This window comes from Enterobacter wuhouensis (assembly GCF_035835995.1).
GTDB classification, from domain to species: Bacteria; Pseudomonadota; Gammaproteobacteria; order Enterobacterales; family Enterobacteriaceae; genus Enterobacter; species Enterobacter wuhouensis.
Genome location: NZ_CP142124.1, coordinates 4,448,055 through 4,468,914, shown reverse-complemented (window position 1 = coordinate 4,468,914; position 20,860 = coordinate 4,448,055). Strand labels below are relative to the sequence as shown.

Below are 20,860 nucleotides of genomic sequence, written 5' to 3'. Positions count from 1 at the left end.
ATTACTTTAGCCAGCTTCTCGCTGGCTTTTTTTTTGGTTTTTTCTCCCTCTCCCCGTGGGAGAGGGCTGGGGTGAGGGCAAAACTTGCGCTATGGTTGCAGTCAATAACCTTCCAAAAGGACTGAGCCATGACACTACATTGCGCATTTATTGGATTTGGTAAAAGTACGACCCGCTACCACCTGCCGTATGTTCTCAACCGTAAAGACAGCTGGCACGTAGCCCATATCTACCGCCGCCGCGCGAAGCCGGAAGAGCAATCCCCGCAGTATTCTCATATCCATTTCACCAGCGATCTCGATGAGGTGCTTAACGACCCGCAGGTCAAACTGGTTGTCGTCTGCACCCACGCCGACAGCCATTTCGACTACGCGAAGCGCGCGCTGGAGGCGGGCAAAAACGTGCTGGTGGAAAAGCCGTTCACCCCGACTATCGCCGAAGCGAAGGAACTGTTCGCGCTGGCGAAAAGCAAAGGCCTGACCGTTACGCCATATCAGAACCGTCGCTTTGACAGCTGCTTCCTGACGGCGAAAAAGGCGATTGAAAGCGGCAGGCTGGGCGACATCGTGGAGATCGAAAGCCACTTCGATTACTACCGCCCGTTCGCGGAAACCCAGCCCGGCCTGCCGCAGGACGGCTCGTTCTATGGTCTGGGCGTGCACACCATGGACCAGATCATCTCTCTGTTTGGTCGCCCGGACCACGTGGCGTATGACATCCGCAGCCTGCGCAATAAAGCCAACCCGGACGATACCTTCGAGGCGCAGCTGTTCTACGGCGACCTGAAGGCCATCGTCAAAACCAGCCATCTGGTGAAAATCGACTATCCAAAATTTATCGTTCACGGCACCAAAGGCTCATTTATCAAGTACGGCATCGACCAGCAGGAGACCAGCCTGAAGGCCAACATCATGCCGGGCGAACCGGGCTTCGCGGCGGATGATTCCGTGGGCGTCCTGGAGTATGTGAACGACGAGGGCGTAACGGTCAGGGAAGAGCTGATGCCGGAAATTGGCGACTATGGCCGCGTCTACGATGCGCTGTATGAAACCCTCACAGCCGGCGCGCCGAATTACGTCAAGGAATCTGACGTTCTGACCAACCTTGAAATCCTGGAACGCGCCTTTGAGCAGGCCTCTCCTGCCACGGTAACCCTCGCGAAATAAGCAAAAACGGCTCCTCTGCGCTTGTTCATAATTTTTGAACAGAGGAGTCAATTTTCACCCTCTATGATCCCCGGCGGTTTGCGTCCACACTTACTCCATCGAAACGAACTGAGGGTGAAAACAATGATCTACTTACGCAAAGCAAACGAACGTGGTCACGCAAATCATGGCTGGCTGGACTCATGGCATTCATTCTCGTTTGCCGACTACTACGACCCGAACTTCATGGGCTTCTCCGCACTGCGCGTCATTAACGACGACGTGATTGATGCAGGCCAGGGCTTCGGTACCCACCCGCACAAGGACATGGAAATCCTGACCTACGTGCTGGAAGGGGCGGTTGAACACCAGGACAGCATGGGCAACAAAGAGCAGGTGCCGGCGGGCGAGTTCCAGATCATGAGCGCGGGTACCGGGGTGCGTCACTCCGAGTACAACCCGAGCAAAACGGAAAAACTGCACCTGTATCAAATCTGGATCATTCCAGAAGAAACCGGCATCACGCCGCGCTACGAGCAGCGCCGCTTCGACGCGAAGCAGGGCAAACAGCTGGTGCTGTCCCCGGATGCGCGTGAAGGTTCCCTGAAGGTGCATCAGGATATGGAACTGTACCGCTGGGCGCTGGCGAAAGACGAACAGTCCGTGCACCAGATTGCCGCCAACCGCCGCGTGTGGATCCAGGTGGTGAAAGGTGAAGTGTCTATCAACGGCACCAAAGCCACCACGGCGGACGGCCTGGCCGTCTGGGACGAGCAGGCGCTCTCCGTACACGCCGACAGCGAAAGCGAAATTTTGCTGTTTGACCTGCCGCCGGTCTAAATAATTTCTCAACCTTCCCTTTAAACGGGGAAGGTTGAGCTTTGTCCGTGATAAACTGAGAAAATCTCTCACTTCAAGATTTCTCAGGACGATGAAAAAGAAACGCCCCGTACTTCAGGATGTCGCCGATCGCGTCGGTGTGACCAAAATGACGGTCAGCCGTTTTTTACGTAACCCGGAACAGGTTTCCGTGGCGTTGCGTGGCAAGATTGCCGCGGCCCTTGATGAACTGGGTTATATCCCCAACCGCGCTCCCGATATTCTCTCCAATGCAACCAGCCGTGCGGTGGGCGTCCTGCTTCCTTCCTTAACCAACCAGGTGTTTGCCGAGGTGTTGCGCGGTATTGAAAGCGTGACCGATGCCTTTGGCTATCAGACCATGCTCGCGCACTACGGGTACAAGCCGGAGCTGGAAGAGGAACGTCTTGAATCCATGCTTTCCTGGAACATCGACGGCCTGATTTTAACGGAACGTACCCACACCGCCCGCACGCTCAAAATGATTGAAGTGGCCGGTATCCCGGTAGTGGAGCTGATGGACAGCCAGTCGCCGTGCCTCGATATTGCCGTTGGGTTCGATAACTTCGAAGCGGCGCGCCAGATGACGGCGGCCATCATCGCCCGTGGGCATCGTCATATCGCCTACCTGGGTGCGCGCCTGGATGAACGTACTATCATCAAACAGAAGGGATACGAGCAGGCGATGCTCGACGCCGGTTTAACCCCGTACAGCGTAATGGTGGAGCAATCCTCCTCCTATACGTCGGGTATTGAGCTGATGCGTCAGGCGCGACGCGAGTATCCGCAACTGGACGGTATTTTCTGTACCAACGATGACCTTGCGGTCGGCGCGGCGTTTGAGTGCCAGCGTCTGGGGCTGAAGATCCCCGACGATATGGCGATTGCCGGTTTCCACGGCCACGACATCGGCCAGGTGATGGAGCCGCGTCTGGCGAGCGTCCTGACCCCGCGCGAGCGCATGGGCCGCATCGGTGCAGAACGCCTGCTGGCGCGCATTCGTGGTGAGGCAGTTACCCCTAAAATGTTAGATTTAGGTTTCACCTTGTCACCGGGTGGATCTATTTAATCCGACAAATTTGAAGTAGCTCACACTTATTCACTTCGCGCACGTTTGGATATTGCTTCTCTTTTGCACCGGCAGGACAATGTTACCGATAACTGTTACCCGTAACAATTGACTGAGGGACACCCTTTGAGCACGACTAATCACGATCACCACGTTTACGTCCTGATGGGCGTGTCTGGTAGCGGTAAATCTGCCGTGGCGAGCGAAGTGGCGCATCAACTCCATGCCGCGTTTCTTGATGGCGACTTCCTCCATCCGCGCAGCAACATTACCAAAATGGCCGCAGGCGAGCCGCTGAACGACGACGATCGCAAACCGTGGCTGCAGGCGCTGAATGACGCTGCGTTCGCGATGCAGCGTACCAACAAAGTCTCCCTGATCGTCTGCTCCGCGCTGAAAAAAACCTACCGCGATCTGTTGCGCGACGGCAACCCGAACCTCTCTTTCATCTACCTGAAAGGCGATTTCGAGGTGATTGAAAGCCGCCTGAAGGCGCGTAAAGGCCACTTCTTCAAAACCCAGATGCTGGTCACGCAGTTTGAAGCGCTGCAGGAGCCGGGTGCGGATGAGCAGGACGTATTAGTGGTTGATATCGATCAGCCGCTGGACGGTGTTGTTGCCAGCACCATCGAGGTCATTAACAAAAGGCAGTAAGTTTTGAGTACATTAACGCTTGTTTTGACAGCAGTGGGTTCCGTATTGCTGCTGCTGTTTTTAGTGATGAAGGCGCGTATGCATGCCTTCGTTGCTTTGATGGTGGTTTCTATTGGTGCAGGTCTCTTTTCCGGTATGCCGCTCGATAAAATCGCGGCGACCATGGAAAAAGGGATGGGCGGCACGCTGGGCTTTCTGGCGATTGTGGTCGCGCTCGGCGCGATGTTCGGCAAGATTTTGCACGAGACGGGCGCGGTCGATCAGATTGCCGTCAAGATGCTGAAATCCTTCGGGCACAGCCGCGCGCACTACGCGATTGGCCTGGCCGGCCTGATCTGCGCGCTGCCGCTGTTCTTCGAGGTGGCAGTGGTGCTGCTGATTAGCGTTGCGTTCTCGATGGCGCGCCACACCGGCACCAACCTCGTGAAGCTGGTCATACCGCTGTTTGCGGGCGTGGCGGCGGCGGCGGCGTTTCTGCTGCCGGGGCCTGCGCCGATGCTGCTGGCGTCCCAGATGCACGCTGACTTTGGCTGGATGATCCTGATTGGCCTGTGCGCCGCGATCCCGGGGATGATTATCGCCGGTCCGCTGTGGGGTAACTTCATCAGCCGCTACGTTGAGCTGCACATTCCGGACGACATCACCGAGCCGCACCTGGGCGAGGGCAAAATGCCGTCCTTCGGCTTCAGCCTGTCGCTGATCCTGCTCCCGCTGGTGCTGGTTGGCCTCAAAACCATCGCCGCGCGCTTTGTGCCGGTCGGTTCCAGCGCCTACGAGTGGTTTGAGTTTATCGGCCACCCGTTCACCGCGATCCTGGTGGCGTGTCTGGTGGCGATTTACGGCCTGGCAATGCGTCAGGGGATGCCGAAAGACCGCGTGATGGAGATTTGCGGCGCCGCGCTGCAGCCTGCGGGCATCATCCTGCTGGTGATCGGTGCCGGTGGCGTGTTCAAGCAGGTGCTGGTGGATTCCGGCGTGGGTCCGGCGCTGGGCGAAGCGCTGACCGGGATGGGCCTGCCGATTGCGGTCACCTGCTTCGTGCTGGCCGCGGCGGTGCGTATCATTCAGGGCTCTGCAACCGTGGCATGCTTAACCGCAGTGGGCCTGGTGATGCCGGTGATTGAACAGCTGAACTACTCCGGTGCGCAGATGGCGGCGCTGTCTATCTGTATCGCGGGCGGTTCGATTGTGGTATCCCACGTGAACGACGCAGGCTTCTGGCTATTCGGTAAATTTACCGGCGCGACCGAAGCGCAAACCCTGAAAACCTGGACGCTGATGGAGACCATCCTCGGCACGACGGGTGCGATTGTCGGGATGATTGCGTTTACGTTGTTGAGCTAACGGATTTTCTCCCTCTCCCTGTGGGAGAGGGCGGCCGTATGTTTGTCGGGTGGCGGCTTCGCCTTACCCGACCTACAAGCCACTCCGGTTTTCTCTCTCTCCCTGTGGGAGAGGATTGGGGTGAGGGCAACAGGCCGCAGTGGCCGTATATTGTCGGGTGGCGGCTTCGCCTTACCCGACCTACAGGTCACTCCGGTTTTCTCCCTCTCCCTGTGGGAGAGGGTTGGGGTGAGGGCACCTGACCGCAGTGGTCGTATATTGTCGGGTGGCGCTTACGCTTACCCGACCTACACACCCCTCAGGTCCCGTAGGCCGGGCAAGCGCAAGCGCCACCCGGCTTTTTTACAGCGGCACGATGCCTTCCTTTGTGCGCAGCCAGCGCGGCGCTTTCAGCGTATCGCTGTACAACCCCACTAAGCCCTGCAACAAATCTCCTGCCACTCTTTCATCACTTCCAGAAAGCGTTCGAGCCAACAGCAGTTGCGTTAACAGCTGGCAGTATCTCCCCAGCTGATCCACTTCCGGCTCGAAGACCGGCACGTCCAATGGCAGGTCGTCCACCGTCAGGCTGGCTTTTAAAAATTCCGGTACAGGTTCAAGCAGCGTAGGCTGAAGCAGAGCGAGACAGGCAGAGAGCCGTCCGCACAGCGCCATCTTCTGGGCTGGGTTGTCACATTCAACCAGCACGTCGGCAAACCGCGCGCAGTTGTCTGCCAGTTCGGTGAAATCGGTGGTGTGATCGAACGGGGTGGTGAATAAAGCGTGAGGAAAGTTAGGGGTAGTAGTCATATGACCGCCTCCAAAGAGTAGTTTTTATCCACCACTGGAGAGGCTAATCTCGCTGGTGGCGGAACCGAGCAGGGTTAGCCTTACCGGCCTCTTCGGATACCGGCGCGTCTTTCGACGCCCCCGCTCGGCCCACCTTTGGAGTGTAGCTAAGCGCGCGACACAAAAAAACGTGTGTCACCGAAGAAGTAAGTCAGGAGGCTAACCCCGACGCCTGATTTTGCAGGCGCGGCAAGAAGATACTGCTTTGAAGATCGGGTGGCAAGAGAGGCTCTGGAAGGCAGCTCGCAAAACGAAATATTATTTTAGGGTGCGGCCTGATGCCCTCACCCCGGCCCTCTCCCACAGGGAGAGGGTGCAAACACTAAAAACGACAACGTTCGTTGTCGTTTTGCTTTTACCTAACCCTTCATCCACGCCCGGATCCCGTCCAGGAACATCTGCGTCGCCATCATCACCAGAATCAGCCCCATCAGGCGCTCCAGCGCGTTCACCCCTTTCTCGCCCAGCAGGCGCAGGAACAGCGACGACTGCAGCAGGATGATAAACGTCCCGCCCCAGGCGATCAGCAGGGCAATCACCAGATGGCTCATCTGATTCGGATACTGGTGCGACAGCAGCATCAGCGTCGCCAGAATCGTTGGTCCGGCGACCAGCGGGATCGCCAGCGGCACGATGAACGGCTCTTCACCCGCAGGCAGGCCGCTGCTGCTGCCTTCCGCGCTCGGGAAAATCATTTTGATGGCAATCAGGAACAGAATAATCCCGCCCGAAATCGAGACCGTTTCGGCGCGTAAGTTCAGGAACGCGAGGATCTTCTCCCCGGCAAACAGGAAGATAAACATCACCAGCAGGGCGATAAGCAGCTCGCGGATCATGATCGCCCGACGGCGCTTTGGTTCGGTGTGCTTTAGCACCGACATGAAGATGGGCAGGTTTCCGAGTGGATCCATTATCAGGATCAATAAAACCGCCGCGGAAATGATTTCACTCATGTAAATTATCCCTGAAACTCTCTATGGTTATTATGATGATTAGCTGTATTTCTGATTGCCGGGCAATCATCGATTAATTTCGCTTGCGACTTTGGCAGCATTTTGTAATGTGAAGCATATCCCAGTTCAATACTGGCTTGCACAAACAGCACACACCCTCTGCAGGAAATAAATGCTATGAAAAACGTTGGTTTTATCGGCTGGCGCGGTATGGTCGGCTCTGTACTCATGCAACGCATGGTTGAAGAGCGCGATTTCGACGCTATCCGCCCGGTCTTCTTCTCCACTTCCCAGCTCGGCCAGGCTGCACCGTCCTTTGGTGGTACCACAGGCACGTTGCAGGATGCTTACGATCTGGAAGCGCTGAAGGCACTCGACATTATTGTCACGTGCCAGGGCGGCGATTATACCAACGAAATCTATCCAAAGCTGCGTGAAAGCGGCTGGCAGGGCTACTGGATTGACGCGGCCTCTTCGCTGCGCATGAAAGACGATGCCATCATCATTCTCGACCCGGTTAACCAGGGCGTCATCACCGACGGCCTGAACAACGGCGTGAAAACCTTTGTCGGCGGCAACTGTACCGTTAGCCTGATGCTGATGTCCCTGGGCGGCCTGTTCGCGCAGGATCTGGTGGAGTGGGTCTCCGTGGCGACCTACCAGGCCGCGTCCGGCGGCGGCGCGCGCCACATGCGCGAGCTGCTGACCCAGATGGGCCAGCTGCACCAGAGCGTCGCAGCCGAGCTGGCAAACCCGGCGTCTGCAATCCTCGATATCGAGCGTAAAGTCACCCAGTTGACCCGCAGCGGCGAGCTGCCGGTAGACAACTTCGGCGTACCGCTAGCCGGTGGCCTGATCCCGTGGATCGACAAACAGCTGGACAACGGCCAGACCCGCGAAGAGTGGAAGGGCCAGGCTGAGACCAACAAAATCCTCAACACCGCGTCGGCGATCCCGGTTGACGGACTGTGCGTGCGCATCGGTGCGCTGCGCTGCCATAGCCAGGCCTTCACCATTAAACTGAAAAAAGATGTGTCTATTCCGACCGTGGAAGAGCTGCTGGCCGCGCACAACCCGTGGGCGAAAGTGGTGCCAAACGATCGCGATATCACCATGCGCGAACTGACCCCGGCTGCCGTCACCGGCACGCTGACCACCCCCGTTGGCCGCCTGCGCAAGCTGAACATGGGGCCGGAGTACCTCTCCGCGTTCACCGTCGGTGACCAGCTCCTGTGGGGCGCCGCCGAGCCGCTGCGCCGCATGCTGCGCCAGCTAGCGTAATAATTTGCTTACATACCGGGGGTGATTTTCACCCCCTTTTTTTGCGTACTACATGGAGTAACACGCGGATGTCTTATTTTTTATCAGGAGTCATGTAGAGCGTTGGCTATGCTTTAAGGAAGATTTGTTTCTTACCTGAGGTTAGGACGGGGCTGAGTGGATGCCCGTTCAGGTCACATTAAAGTCGTCCCAGGCGCTTAATAAGGGCGACATAAAAAACAGGATGAATACCATGTCCGATCGTGTGGATAGAGACGTGATTAATGCGCTTATTGCGGGTCATTTTGCCGACCCCTTTTCTGTGCTAGGGATGCACCGTACGGAGGCCGGACTGGAAGTTCGGGCGCTGCTGCCGGATGCCACAGAAGTCTGGGTGATTGAACCCAAAACCGGCCGCAAGGTCGGCAACCTGGAATGCCTCGATTCCCGTGGCTTCTTCTCGGGCGTCATGCCCCGCCGTAAAAACCCTTTTCGCTACCAGCTTGCCGTTATCTGGCACGGCCAGCAGAACCTGATTGACGATCCCTACAGCTTTGGCCCGCTCCTGAAGGAGATGGACGCCTGGCTGCTGTCCGAAGGCACCCACCTGCGCCCCTATGAAACGCTTGGCGCGCATGCCGATACCATGGACGGTATCACCGGCACGCGGTTCTCCGTGTGGGCACCGAACGCCCAGCGCGTCTCGGTCGTCGGGCAGTTCAACTACTGGGACGGTCGCCGTCACCCGATGCGCCTGCGCCGTGAAACCGGCATCTGGGAGCTGTTTATCCCCGGCGCGCACAACGGCCAGCTGTATAAATTCGAGATGATCGACGCCCACGGCAAGCTGCGCATCAAGGCCGATCCGTACGCCTTCGAAGCGCAGATGCGCCCGGAGACCGCGTCGCTGATCTGCGGCCTGCCGGAAAAGGTCGTGCAGAGCGAGGAGCGCAAGCAGGCCAACCGCTTCGACGCGCCGATCTCCGTCTATGAGGTTCACCTCGGGTCGTGGCGCCGCCACACCGACAACAACTTCTGGCTCAGCTATCGCGAGTTGGCAGACCAGCTGGTGCCGTACGCAAAATGGATGGGCTTTACCCATCTGGAGCTGCTGCCGGTCAACGAACACCCGTTTGACGGGAGCTGGGGCTATCAGCCAACCGGGCTCTATGCCCCGACGCGCCGCTTCGGCACGCGTGACGACTTCCGCTACTTCATCAACGCCGCCCACGCCGCCGGGCTGAACGTCATCCTCGACTGGGTGCCGGGCCATTTCCCGTCCGATGATTTTGCGCTGGCAGAGTTCGACGGCACGAAGCTGTACGAGCACAGCGACCCGCGCGAAGGCTATCACCAGGACTGGAACACGCTGATCTACAACTACGGTCGCCGTGAAGTGACAAACTACCTGGTGGGCAACGCGCTGTACTGGATCGAGCGCTTCGGCATTGATGCCCTGCGCGTCGATGCGGTGGCGTCGATGATCTACCGCGACTACAGCCGTAAAGAGGGGGAGTGGATCCCCAACGAGTTTGGCGGCCGTGAGAATCTCGAAGCGATAGAGTTCCTGCGCAACACCAACCGCATTCTCGGCGAGCAGGTGGAAGGCGCCGTGACCATGGCGGAAGAGTCCACCGACTTCCCCGGCGTCTCGCGTCCACCGTCAATGGGCGGCCTGGGCTTCTGGTACAAGTGGAACCTGGGCTGGATGCACGACACCCTCGACTACATGAAGCTCGACCCGGTTCACCGCCAGTATCACCACGACAAGCTCACCTTCGGGCTGCTCTATAACTACACCGAAAACTTCATGCTGCCGCTGTCGCACGATGAAGTGGTGCACGGCAAAAAATCCATCCTCGACCGGATGCCGGGCGACGCGTGGCAGAAGTTTGCCAACCTGCGCGCCTACTACGGCTGGCTGTTCGCTTTCCCCGGCAAGAAGCTGCTGTTTATGGGCAACGAGTTCGCGCAGGGCCGCGAGTGGAACCACGATACCAGCCTCGACTGGCACCTGCTGGAAGGCGGCGACAACTGGCACCACGGCGTGCAGCGCCTGGTGCGCGACCTCAACCTGACCTATCGCCACCACAAAGCGCTGCACGAACTAGATTTTGACCCGTACGGCTTTGAATGGCTGGTGGTGGACGACCACCAGCGCTCGGTGTTTGTCTTTGTACGCCGGGATAAGGCTGGCAATGAAATTATCGTTGCCAGCAACTTCACGCCGGTGCCGCGCGAACATTACCGCTTCGGCATCAACCAGCCGGGGAAATGGCGCGAAATCCTCAATACCGATTCCATGCACTACCACGGCAGCAATGCGGGTAACGGCGGGCTTGTGCAGAGCGATGCGATCGAAAGCCACGGGCGACCGAATTCCCTGAGCCTGACGCTGCCGCCGCTGAGCACCATCTGGCTGGTGCGGGAGGGGGAATGACGCAGCTCACGGCAGGTAAACCCGAACCGCTCGGGGCAAGCTTTGACGGAAAGGGGGTGAACTTCACCCTGTTTTCAGCCCATGCGGAGCGGGTAGAACTCTGCGTGTTTGACGGGGAAGGTAACGAGCACCGTTACGATTTACCCGAACGCACCGGGGATACCTGGCACGGCTACCTGTCCGGCGGTCGGCCGGGAATGCACTACGGCTTTCGCGTTCACGGCCCGTGGCAGCCTTCGCAGGGGCACTGGTTTAACCCGGCGAAGCTGCTGATCGATCCGTGCGCGCACCGCGTGGACGGCGAGTTTAAGGACGATCCCATCTTCCACGTCGGCTACGGTGAACCCGACCACCGCGACAGCGCGCCGCTCGCGCCAAAAAGCGTGGTGGTGAACGACCTCTACGACTGGGAGGACGATGCCCCGCCGCGCACGCCGTGGGGCAACACCGTCATTTACGAAGCGCATGTGAAGGGGCTGACGTACCTGCACCCGTCGATCCCCAAAGAGATGCGCGGCACCTATAAGGCGCTCGGGCATCCGACGATGGTCGCCTACCTGAAGCATTTGGGTATCACCGCGCTGGAGCTGCTGCCCGTGGCCCATTTCGCCAGCGAACCCCGCCTGCTGCGCCTGGGGCTGAGCAACTACTGGGGGTATAACCCGCTGGCGATGTTCGCCCTCGATCCGCGCTATGCGGTTCATCCCGAGAAGGCGCGGGACGAGTTTCGCGATGCGGTAAAAGCACTCCACGCGGCGGGCATTGAGGTCATTCTGGACGTGGTATTGAACCACAGCGCGGAAAGCGATCTTGACGGCCCGACGCTCTCGCAGCGCGGAATTGATAACCGTAGCTATTATTGGATCAGGGAGGATGGCGATTACTACAACTGGACCGGCTGCGGTAACACGCTGAATCTCAGCCATCCGGCGGTATCGCACTACGCGTATGAATGCCTGAAATACTGGGTAGAAACCTTCCACGTGGACGGTTTTCGGTTCGACCTGGCGCCGGTGATGGGGCGCACGCCGGCGTTTAGCCAGCAGGCGCCGCTGTTTGAAGCCATCAAAAACTGTCCGGTGCTCTCTCAGGTGAAGCTGATCGCGGAGCCGTGGGACATCGGTGAGGGCGGTTATCAGGTGGGGAATTTCCCGCCGCTGTTTGCCGAATGGAACGATCGCTACCGGGATGCCATCCGCCGCTTCTGGCTGGCGCGGGATCTGTCGTTAGGCGAATTCGCCGGACGCTTTGCCGGTTCAGCCGATCTCTTTAAGCGCGACGGCAAACGTCCGTCGGCCACCATCAATCTGGTGACGGCGCACGACGGTTTTACGCTGCGCGACTGCGTTTGTTTCAATCAGAAACACAATGAGGCAAACGGCGAGGAGAATCGCGATGGGACTAACAATAACCATAGCTTTAACCATGGTATAGAAGGGTTAGGCGGAAGCCTCGACGTTATCGAGCGGCGACGCGACAGCGTACACGCGCTGCTGACGACGCTGTTGTTGTCGCAGGGCACGCCGATGCTGCTGGCGGGCGATGAACACGGCCATAGCCAGCACGGTAACAACAACGCCTATTGCCAGGATAACACCTTAACCTGGCTCGACTGGGGGGAAGCGAACAGCGGGTTAACCCATTTTACCGCGGCGCTGATCCACCTTCGCCAGCAAATCCCTGCCCTTACCGCCGACGGCTGGTGGGAGGAGGGCGATGGCAACGTTCGCTGGCTGAATAAAGACGCGCAATCGTTGAGCGCGCAAGAGTGGCAACACGGCATAACCTGCCTGCAAATCCTGCTCTCGGATAGGTGGCTGGTGACGCTGAACGCGACGGACGACGTCGCAGAGATTGTTTTACCTGACGGGGAGTGGCGAGCCGTTCCCCCCTTTGCCGGAGCGGATAATCCGGTAGTTATGGCTGTCTGGCACGGGCCTGCGCACGGAGTGTGCGTATTCCAAAGATGATAAAAAAGGAGTTAGTCATGGTTAGATTAGAGAAGAACGATCCGTTAATGTTGGCGCGCCAGCTACCATTAAAAACTGTTGCCCTGATACTCGCGGGCGGGCGTGGTACCCGTCTGAAGGATTTAACCATCAAGCGCGCCAAGCCGGCCGTTCACTTTGGTGGTAAGTTTCGCATCATCGACTTTGCACTCTCCAACTGCCTGAACTCAGGCATTCGCCGCATTGGCGTCATTACGCAGTATCAGTCGCACACCCTGGTGCAGCACATCCAGCGCGGCTGGTCATTTTTCAGCGAAGAGATGAACGAGTTCGTCGACCTCCTGCCTGCGCAGCAGCGCGTTCACGGGGAAAACTGGTATCGCGGCACGGCGGATGCGGTGACCCAGAACCTCGACATCATTCGCCGCTACAGCGCGGAATACATCGTGATCCTCGCCGGGGATCACATCTACAAGCAAGACTACTCCCACATGCTCATCGACCACGTCGAAAAAGGGGCGCGCTGCACCGTGGCGTGTCTGCCGGTGCCCGTTGCCGAGGCGACGGCGTTTGGCGTGATGCACGTGGATACCGATGACAAAATCATCGACTTCGTCGAAAAACCGGCGAACCCGCCGACCATGCCGGGAGATGACACCAAATCGCTCGCCAGCATGGGGATCTATGTCTTTGATGCAGATTACCTTTATGAGCTGCTGGAAGACGATGACAAAGACGAAAACTCCAGCCACGACTTCGGTAAAGACATCATCCCGAAAATCACCAAAGCTGGCATGGCGTATGCACATCCCTTCCCGCTGTCCTGCGTGCAGTCTGACCCGAATGCGGAACCTTACTGGCGCGACGTGGGGACGCTGGAGGCGTACTGGAAAGCAAACCTCGACCTCGCGTCCGTCACGCCTGAACTGGATATGTACGACCAGAACTGGCCGATTCGTACCCATATGGAATCGCTGCCGCCCGCGAAGTTCGTGCAGGACCGCTCCGGCAGCCACGGCATGACGCTGAACTCGCTGGTGTCCGGCGGGTGCATTATCTCCGGATCGGTGGTGGTGCAGTCCGTCCTGTTCCCGCGCGTGCGCGTAAATTCATTCTGTAATATCGACTCGGCGGTCCTGCTGCCGGATGTGTGGGTAGGGCGCTCGTGTCGTCTGCGTCGCTGCGTAATCGACCGCGCCTGCGTCATTCCTGAAGGAATGGTGATTGGTGAAAACGCGGAAGAAGACGCACGTCGTTTCTACCGTTCTGAAGAGGGGATCGTGTTAGTCACACGGGAAATGTTGCGGAAGCTGCAGATCAAACAGGAGCGATGATGCAGGTTTTACACGTATGTTCTGAGATGTTCCCGTTGTTGAAAACGGGCGGTCTGGCGGATGTTCTGGGGGCATTACCGGCGGCGCAAATTGCCGGAGGCGTGGATACCCGAGTTCTGTTGCCCGCCTTTCCGGATATCCGGCGCGGAATACCTGATGCAAAGGTCGTGACGCGCCGTGAAACGTTCGCCGGACGTATCACCCTGCTGTTTGGACACTACAACGGCGTTGGCATCTACCTGATCGATGCCCCACACCTTTACGATCGACCGGGGAGCCCGTACCACGATACCAACCTGTTCGCCTACACGGACAACGTGCTGCGCTTTGCGCTGCTGGGCTGGGTCGGGGCGGAGATGGCCGTCGGGCTGGATCCGTTCTGGCGACCCAACGTGGTGCATGCCCACGACTGGCATGCTGGCCTTGCGCCCGCGTATCTGGCGGCGAAAGGTCACCCGGCCAAATCAGTGTTCACGGTACACAACCTGGCGTATCAGGGGATGTACTACGCCCATCATATGAATGACATCGATCTGCCATGGTCGTTCTATAACATGCACGGGCTGGAGTTTAATGGACAGATCTCGTTCCTGAAGGCGGGGATTTACTACGCCGATCACATTACGGCGGTGAGCCCAACCTACGCGCGTGAAATCACCCAGCCGGAGTTTGGCTACGGTCTGGAAGGGCTGTTGCAGCAGCGCCACCGTGAAGGCCGCCTGTCGGGCATTCTGAACGGCGTGGATGAGCAGATCTGGAGCCCGGAAACCGATCTTCTGCTGGCCGCGCGCTACGGCCGCGATTCGGTGGAAGACAAAGCCGAAAACAAACGCCAGCTGCAGATTGCGATGGGGCTGAAGGTTAACGACAAGGTGCCGCTGTTTGCGGTGGTCAGCCGCCTGACCAGCCAGAAGGGGCTGGATCTGGTGCTGGAGGCGCTGCCCGGTTTACTGGAGCAGGGCGGGCAGCTGGCGCTGCTCGGTGCGGGCGATCCGGTGCTGCAGGAAGGTTTCCTCGCCGCGGCCGCGGAACATCCGGGGCAGGTGGGCGTGCAGATTGGCTATCACGAGGCGTTCTCGCACCGCATCATGGGCGGCGCGGACGTTATTCTGGTGCCGAGCCGCTTCGAGCCCTGCGGCCTGACGCAGCTCTATGGCCTGAAGTACGGCACGCTGCCGCTGGTGCGCCGCACGGGCGGGCTGGCGGATACGGTGTCCGATAGCTCTCTGGAAAACCTGGCGGACGGTATCGCCAGCGGGTTTGTCTTTGAGGACAGTAATGCCTGGTCGCTGCTTCGTGCGATTCGGCGTGCGTTCGTCTTGTGGTCCCGTCCATCCCTGTGGCGTTACGTACAGCGTCAGGCGATGGCGATGGACTTTAGCTGGCACGTTGCGGCGCAGTCCTACCGCGACCTTTATCAACGCTTGATGTAACGAGGCGAAGTTACTGATATGAATGCACCTTTTAGCTACTCCTCACCCACGCTCAGCGTTGAGGCGTTAAAGCACTCCATCGCCTATAAGCTGATGTTTACCATCGGGAAAGATCCGGTTATCGCCAACAAACACGAGTGGCTAAACGCCACCCTGTTTGCGGTGCGTGACCGCATGGTCGAACGCTGGCTGCGCTCTAACCGCGCCCAGCTTTCGCAGGAAACGCGGCAGGTTTACTACCTGTCGATGGAGTTTTTGATTGGCCGCACGCTCTCTAACGCCCTGCTGTCGCTCGGTATCTACGACGACGTCAAAACCGCGCTGGAAGAGATGGGGCTGGACTTAGAAGAGCTGATTGACGAAGAGAACGACCCGGGCCTGGGTAACGGCGGCCTGGGGCGTCTTGCGGCCTGCTTCCTCGACTCGCTGGCGACGCTGGCGCTGCCGGGCCGCGGGTACGGTATCCGCTACGACTACGGCATGTTCAAGCAGAACATCGTCGACGGTCGCCAGAAAGAGTCCCCGGACTACTGGCTCGAATACGGCAACCCCTGGGAGTTCAAGCGCCACAACACGCGCTATAAGGTGCGTTTTGGCGGGCGTATTCAGCAGGAAGGCAAAAAATCCCGCTGGGTAGAAACCGAAGAGATCCTCGCGGTGGCCTATGACCAGATTATCCCGGGCTACGACACCGACGCGACCAATACCCTGCGCCTGTGGAACGCCCAGGCCAGCAGCGAGATCAACCTCGGTAAATTTAATCAGGGCGACTACTTCGCGGCGGTGGAAGATAAAAACCACTCCGAGAACGTCTCCCGCGTGCTGTATCCGGACGATTCGACCTACTCAGGCCGCGAGCTGCGCCTGCGCCAGGAGTATTTCCTCGTCTCCGCGACCATTCAGGACATCCTCAGCCGCCACCATCAGCTGCACAAAACCTACGCCAACCTCGCAGAAAAAACGGCTATTCACCTCAACGATACCCATCCGGTGCTCTCGATCCCCGAGCTGATGCGCCTGCTGATCGACGAGCATAAGTTCAGCTGGGACGAGGCGTTTGAAGTGACCTGCCAGGTGTTCTCTTACACCAACCACACCCTGATGAGCGAAGCGCTGGAGACCTGGCCGGTGGACATGCTCGGCAAAATTCTGCCGCGCCACCTGCAGATCATCTTCGAGATCAACGACTACTTCCTTAAGACATTGCAGGAGCAGTACCCGAACGATACCGGGCTGCTGAGCCGCGCGTCCATCATTGATGAATCAAACGGTCGCCGGGTGCGCATGGCCTGGCTGGCGGTGGTGATCAGCCACAAGGTCAACGGCGTCTCCGAACTCCACTCGAACCTGATGGTGCAGTCGCTGTTTGCGGACTTCGCGAAGATCTTCCCGACGCGCTTCTGCAACGTGACGAACGGCGTCACGCCGCGCCGATGGCTGGCGTTGGCAAACAAGCCGCTGTCAGAAGTGCTGGATGCAAATATCGGGCGCACCTGGCGTACCGACTTGGGTCAGCTGAGCGAGCTTGAGCAGCATATCGATTTCCCGACCGTGAACAAAGCCGTGCGGGAAGCCAAGCTGCTGAACAAAAAACGTCTCGCGGTCTGGCTTGCTATGCATCTGAACGTGGTGGCGAACCCGAAAGCGCTGTTTGACGTCCAGATCAAGCGCATACACGAGTACAAGCGCCAGCTGATGAACGTGCTGCACGTGATCACCCACTACAACCGCATCAAGGCCGATCCGACGGCCGACTGGGTGCCGCGCGTGAAGATCTTTGCCGGTAAGGCGGCGTCTGCCTACTACATGGCGAAGCACATCATTCACCTGATTAACGACGTGGCGAAGGTGGTGAACACCGATCCGGACATTGGTGACAGGCTGAAGGTGGTGTTCATCCCGAACTACAGCGTGAGCCTGGCGCAGCTGATCATTCCGGCGGCAGATCTCTCCGAGCAGATTTCAACGGCGGGTACGGAAGCGTCCGGCACCAGCAACATGAAGTTTGCCCTCAACGGCGCGCTGACCATCGGCACGCTGGACGGGGCGAACGTCGAGATGCTGGAGCACGTAGGCGAGGAAAACATCTTTATCTTCGGGAATACCACGGAAGAGGTGGAGGCGTTGCGCGCGAAGGGCTACTCGCCGCGTGAGTATTACGAAGAGGATGAAGAGCTACGCCAGGTGCTGACGCAAATCGCGACGGGTCTGTTTAATCCTGACGAGCCGGGGCGCTATCGTGACCTGGTGGATTCGCTGATTAACTTTGGCGATCACTATCAGGTGCTGGCGGATTACCGTAGCTATGTTGATTGTCAGGACAGGGTCGACGAGCTGTACCGTCAGCAGGAGAAGTGGACCAGCGCCGCGATGTATAACATCGCCAATATGGGGTATTTCTCGTCGGACAGGACCATCAAAGAGTATGCCGAGAACATTTGGCATATTGATCCGGTGCGGTTGTAAAAACAACCCCTCACCCCAGCCCTCTCCCCGAAGGGGAGAGGGTGTTAAAGTCCCCTCTCCCCTTCGGGGAGAGGGTTAGGGTGAGGGGGCATCAGCCCGCACCGATCGCATTACGACGCCAGCGACAATTCACGCTTTCCCGCATGCTGCTGCAACCACTGCGCCACGCGAGACTGCTGCTCGGCGTTGAGCCACATCCCTTCTTTGGTACGACGCCAGATAGCATCGTCCAGACGACGAACCCACTCGTGCTCTACCAGGTAACGCAGCTCGGCTTCGTACAGCTCGTGGCCGAAATGCTCGCCCAGATCCGCAATCTCTTTCGCTTCGTTCAGGAACAGCTCGGTATTGCTGCCGTAGGTGCGGGCGTAGTGGCGCGCCATCCCTTCGGTAATGAACGGGAAGCGACGGCGCAGCTTCGCGGCGTAATCGTCGCGGTTATTACCAATATCACCGCCGGGCAGAACCGCGCCTTTGGTCCACGCCGGGCCGATGCCTTTGTAGTACGGCGCCAGTTTTTCCAGCGCGTGCTCGGCCAGCTTGCGGTAGGTGGTGAGCTTGCCGCCGAAAACCGACAGCAGCGGCGCCTGGCCGTCTACGTCGTGAATATCAAGCGTATAGTCGCGGGTGATGGCCTGCGGTGAGTCAGACTCGTCATCGCACAGCGGACGCACGCCGGAGTAGGTCCAGACCACGTCATCGCGCGCCAGCTGTTTCTTGAAGTGCGCGTTATACACTTTCAGCAGGTAGTTCACTTCGCTCTCGTCGATCTCGACGTTCTTCGGATCGCCTTTGTACTCCACGTCGGTAGTGCCGATGATCGAGAACTCGTCCATCCACGGGATCACAAACACGATGCGCTTGTCTTCGTTCTGCAGAATGTAGGCCTGCTTCTGGGTATGCACGCGCGGCACCACGATGTGGCTGCCCTTGATCAGGCGAATGCCGTACGGCGAAGGCAGATGCATGCCGTCGTCGAAGAACTGCTTCACCCACGGGCCGGTGGCGTTCACCAGGCCGCGCGCTTTCCAGCTGAACTTCTCGCCGGTATCCACGTCTTCCGCTTCCACAATCCACAGGCCGTTTTCACGGCGCGCGGCGGTCGCGCGGGTACGGGTTTTCACCTCGCCGCCTTTCTTCTCTACCATCTGTGCGTTTGCCAGCACCAGGCGGGCATCGTCCACCCAGCAGTCGGAATATTCGAAACCGCGCACGATTTCAGGCTTAAGGACCGATTCTGAGCCAAAACGCAAACCGTTCGAACCCGGCAGGCTGGTGCGTTTACCCAGATGATCGTACATAAACAGGCCGATGCGGATCATCCACGCCGGACGCAGGTGCGGGCGATGGGGCAGGCGGAAGCGCATCGGGATCGCGAGATGCGGGGCCATTTTCAACAGCACTTCGCGTTCGGCCAGCGCTTCGCTGACCAGGCGGAATTCGTAGTGTTCAAGGTAGCGCAGGCCACCGTGAATCAGCTTGGAGCTGGCGGACGACGTCGCGCAGGCGAGATCGTTAGCTTCCAGCATCAGTACGGATAATCCGCGTCCTGCGGCATCGACCGCAATACCGGCACCGTTGATGCCACCGCCTATCACAATCAGATCTTTGGTTTCCATAACACCCTCACGCACTTTCGTTAAAGCTCAGAAATGTTCGATATCGCTCATAATAGCAAAGGAACGCGCTTTTGGTAACATCAAAAAAACAATTTAGAGTGATATGGATAACATAATGGCGTTTACCCGCCGCCAGGACGTACACTACGGGGTAAAATAGTGCGGTGAAACTTCACCCCTCACCCTAACCCTCTCCCCTGAGGGGAGAGGGAATGGTTTGCTCCCTCGCCCCCTTGGGGAGAGGGCCGGGGTGAGGGGGAAAACCGCACCACACCAGAATATAAGATGAGAACACCATGGATCAGTTTGAATGTATTAACGTAGAAGAAGCCCACCAGAAGATGCATCAGGGAAAAGCGGTGCTGGTGGACATCCGCGATCCGCAGAGCTTTGCGATGGGCCACACGCCGGGCGCGTTTCATCTTACCAACGACTCATTGGGCGCGTTTATGCGCGATAACGACTTTGACACCCCGGTGCTGGTGATGTGCTACCACGGCAACAGCAGCAAAGGCGCGGCGCAGTATCTGCTTCAGCAGGGCTACGACGCGGTGTACAGCGTCGACGGCGGCTTCGATGCCTGGCATCGTCATTTCCCGGCAGAAGTGGAATACGCTTTTGAGCGCTGATCCCGCTATACTGTCCCCTTTTGTGTGGAAATAAGCGACCGCCGCCCATGTTGATGATTACCTCCTTTACCAACCCGCGCGTCGCCCAAGCGTTTGTCGACTATATGGCGACGCAGGGCATTATTCTGACGATTCAGCAACATAACCAGACCGACGTCTGGCTGGCCGATGAGAGCCAGGCCGCGCGCGTAAACGAAGAGCTGGCGCGTTTTCTTGAAAACCCAGGCGACCCGCGCTATCTGGCGGCAAGCTGGCAGTCCGGGCAGACCGGCAGCGGTTTGCACTACAGCCGGTTTCCCTTTCTTGCCACCATCCGCGAACGTGCAGGGCCGTTTACGCTGCTGCTGATGGCGGCGTGCATCATCGTCTTCATTATTATGAACGTGGTGGGCGACCAGGGCGTGATGATGGCCCTCGCGTGGCCGTACGATCCGTCGCTGGATTTTGACGTCTGGCGCTACTTCTCCCACGCGCTGATGCACTTCTCGGTCATGCATATCCTCTTTAACCTGCTGTGGTGGTGGTATCTTGGCGGTATCGTTGAGAAGCGTCTCGGCAGCGGCAAGCTGATCGTCATTACGGTTATCAGCGCCCTGCTGAGCGGCTACGTTCAGCACAAGTTCAGCGGTCCGTGGTTCGGTGGATTGTCCGGCGTGGTATATGCCCTGATGGGCTACGTCTGGCTCAGAGGCGAGCGCGACCCGGAAAGCGGCATCTATCTGCAACGCGGATTGATAACCTTTGCGTTAATATGGCTAATTGCCGGATGGTTTGATCTGTTTGGTATGTCTATCGCCAACGGTGCGCACGTTACCGGGCTGGCCGTGGGGCTGGCGATGGCGATTGCCGACACGCTCCATGCGCGGAAACGAACATAAT

At 58.4% G+C, this 20,860-nt stretch carries 16 protein-coding genes; 13 read left to right on the top strand and 3 right to left on the bottom strand.

Going from position 1 to position 20,860, the window contains the following annotated elements:
• Positions 1-128: 128 nt before the first annotated feature.
• From VPX56_RS21350 to gntU, 5 genes are all read left to right on the top strand, one after another.
• Positions 129-1,166, top strand: coding sequence for an oxidoreductase (locus VPX56_RS21350; protein WP_326468776.1), 1,038 nt, complete (start codon positions 129-131; stop codon positions 1,164-1,166).
• Between the two features lie 123 nt (positions 1,167-1,289).
• The gene (locus VPX56_RS21345; RefSeq protein WP_003861565.1) at positions 1,290-1,985 is read left to right on the top strand and encodes a pirin family protein; all 696 of its coding nucleotides are present in this window, start codon (positions 1,290-1,292) and stop codon (positions 1,983-1,985) included.
• A gap of 91 nt (positions 1,986-2,076) precedes the next feature.
• Positions 2,077-3,072, top strand: coding sequence for a gluconate operon transcriptional repressor GntR (gene gntR / locus VPX56_RS21340; protein ID WP_089598541.1), 996 nt, complete (start codon positions 2,077-2,079; stop codon positions 3,070-3,072).
• Positions 3,073-3,198: 126 nt separating this feature from the next.
• Positions 3,199-3,726 carry a gluconokinase gene (gntK, locus tag VPX56_RS21335; protein WP_131635161.1) on the top strand — a complete coding sequence of 176 codons (528 nt, stop codon included), beginning with the start codon at positions 3,199-3,201 and terminating at the stop codon, positions 3,724-3,726.
• A gap of 3 nt (positions 3,727-3,729) precedes the next feature.
• The gene (gntU, locus tag VPX56_RS21330) at positions 3,730-5,070 is read left to right on the top strand and encodes a gluconate transporter (protein ID WP_010436459.1); all 1,341 of its coding nucleotides are present in this window, start codon (positions 3,730-3,732) and stop codon (positions 5,068-5,070) included.
• A 342-nt stretch (positions 5,071-5,412) separates the two neighbouring features.
• Here gntU and VPX56_RS21325 read toward each other — a convergent pair whose 3' ends face one another.
• Complete coding sequence (locus tag VPX56_RS21325) at positions 5,413-5,859, bottom strand: hypothetical protein (protein ID WP_131635160.1); 447 nt, start codon at positions 5,857-5,859, stop codon at positions 5,413-5,415.
• 398 nt (positions 5,860-6,257) lie between these two features.
• Positions 6,258-6,851, bottom strand: a complete 594-nt coding sequence (gene yhgN / locus VPX56_RS21320; protein WP_003861574.1) for an NAAT family transporter YhgN — start codon at positions 6,849-6,851, stop codon at positions 6,258-6,260.
• 177 nt (positions 6,852-7,028) lie between these two features.
• Between yhgN and asd the strand changes: the two genes are divergently transcribed.
• From asd to glgP, 6 genes are all read left to right on the top strand, one after another.
• On the top strand, positions 7,029-8,132 hold the full coding sequence (gene asd, locus VPX56_RS21315) for an aspartate-semialdehyde dehydrogenase (RefSeq protein WP_119937579.1): 1,104 nt from the start codon (positions 7,029-7,031) through the stop codon (positions 8,130-8,132).
• 232 nt (positions 8,133-8,364) lie between these two features.
• Positions 8,365-10,551: a 1,4-alpha-glucan branching enzyme gene (glgB, locus tag VPX56_RS21310; RefSeq protein WP_326468771.1), complete on the top strand. Its 2,187-nt coding sequence runs from the start codon at positions 8,365-8,367 to the stop codon at positions 10,549-10,551.
• Positions 10,548-12,521, top strand: coding sequence for a glycogen debranching protein GlgX (gene glgX / locus VPX56_RS21305; RefSeq protein WP_326468769.1), 1,974 nt, complete (start codon positions 10,548-10,550; stop codon positions 12,519-12,521). The genes glgB and glgX overlap by 4 nt, the downstream gene beginning before the upstream one ends.
• Positions 12,522-12,538: 17 nt before the next feature.
• The gene (gene glgC / locus VPX56_RS21300) at positions 12,539-13,834 is read left to right on the top strand and encodes a glucose-1-phosphate adenylyltransferase (RefSeq protein WP_263610876.1); all 1,296 of its coding nucleotides are present in this window, start codon (positions 12,539-12,541) and stop codon (positions 13,832-13,834) included.
• A complete protein-coding gene (gene glgA / locus VPX56_RS21295; RefSeq protein ID WP_131635156.1) occupies positions 13,834-15,267 on the top strand; it encodes a glycogen synthase GlgA in 1,434 nt (477 codons plus the stop codon). The genes glgC and glgA overlap by 1 nt, the downstream gene beginning before the upstream one ends.
• A gap of 18 nt (positions 15,268-15,285) precedes the next feature.
• Positions 15,286-17,733, top strand: a complete 2,448-nt coding sequence (gene glgP, locus VPX56_RS21290; RefSeq protein ID WP_131635155.1) for a glycogen phosphorylase — start codon at positions 15,286-15,288, stop codon at positions 17,731-17,733.
• 110 nt (positions 17,734-17,843) lie between these two features.
• Here glgP and glpD read toward each other — a convergent pair whose 3' ends face one another.
• Complete coding sequence (glpD, locus tag VPX56_RS21285; protein WP_131635154.1) at positions 17,844-19,352, bottom strand: glycerol-3-phosphate dehydrogenase; 1,509 nt, start codon at positions 19,350-19,352, stop codon at positions 17,844-17,846.
• Between the two features lie 296 nt (positions 19,353-19,648).
• Between glpD and glpE the strand changes: the two genes are divergently transcribed.
• Both glpE and glpG read left to right on the top strand, forming a co-directional pair.
• Positions 19,649-19,981 (top strand): thiosulfate sulfurtransferase GlpE, encoded by a 333-nt coding sequence (glpE, locus tag VPX56_RS21280; protein WP_131635153.1) that lies wholly within the window; start codon positions 19,649-19,651, stop codon positions 19,979-19,981.
• 47 nt (positions 19,982-20,028) lie between these two features.
• Positions 20,029-20,859, top strand: a complete 831-nt coding sequence (gene glpG, locus VPX56_RS21275; protein ID WP_263610877.1) for a rhomboid family intramembrane serine protease GlpG — start codon at positions 20,029-20,031, stop codon at positions 20,857-20,859.
• Position 20,860 lies beyond the last annotated feature (1 nt).

What these genes read in the sequence shown, in the direction of transcription:
- glgA (WP_131635156.1), top strand. Translation starts at nt 13,834, where the DNA reads ATGCAGGTTTTACACGTATGTTCTGAGATGTTCCCGTTGTTGAAAACG.
- VPX56_RS21325 (WP_131635160.1), bottom strand. Translation starts at nt 5,859, where the DNA reads ATGACTACTACCCCTAACTTTCCTCACGCTTTATTCACCACCCCGTTC.
- glpE (WP_131635153.1), top strand. Translation starts at nt 19,649, where the DNA reads ATGGATCAGTTTGAATGTATTAACGTAGAAGAAGCCCACCAGAAGATG.
- gntR (WP_089598541.1), top strand. Translation starts at nt 2,077, where the DNA reads ATGAAAAAGAAACGCCCCGTACTTCAGGATGTCGCCGATCGCGTCGGT.
- glgB (WP_326468771.1), top strand. Translation starts at nt 8,365, where the DNA reads ATGTCCGATCGTGTGGATAGAGACGTGATTAATGCGCTTATTGCGGGT.
- glpG (WP_263610877.1), top strand. Translation starts at nt 20,029, where the DNA reads ATGTTGATGATTACCTCCTTTACCAACCCGCGCGTCGCCCAAGCGTTT.
- glpD (WP_131635154.1), bottom strand. Translation starts at nt 19,352, where the DNA reads ATGGAAACCAAAGATCTGATTGTGATAGGCGGTGGCATCAACGGTGCC.
- VPX56_RS21345 (WP_003861565.1), top strand. Translation starts at nt 1,290, where the DNA reads ATGATCTACTTACGCAAAGCAAACGAACGTGGTCACGCAAATCATGGC.
- asd (WP_119937579.1), top strand. Translation starts at nt 7,029, where the DNA reads ATGAAAAACGTTGGTTTTATCGGCTGGCGCGGTATGGTCGGCTCTGTA.
- glgP (WP_131635155.1), top strand. Translation starts at nt 15,286, where the DNA reads ATGAATGCACCTTTTAGCTACTCCTCACCCACGCTCAGCGTTGAGGCG.
- yhgN (WP_003861574.1), bottom strand. Translation starts at nt 6,851, where the DNA reads ATGAGTGAAATCATTTCCGCGGCGGTTTTATTGATCCTGATAATGGAT.
- glgC (WP_263610876.1), top strand. Translation starts at nt 12,539, where the DNA reads ATGGTTAGATTAGAGAAGAACGATCCGTTAATGTTGGCGCGCCAGCTA.
- glgX (WP_326468769.1), top strand. Translation starts at nt 10,548, where the DNA reads ATGACGCAGCTCACGGCAGGTAAACCCGAACCGCTCGGGGCAAGCTTT.
- VPX56_RS21350 (WP_326468776.1), top strand. Translation starts at nt 129, where the DNA reads ATGACACTACATTGCGCATTTATTGGATTTGGTAAAAGTACGACCCGC.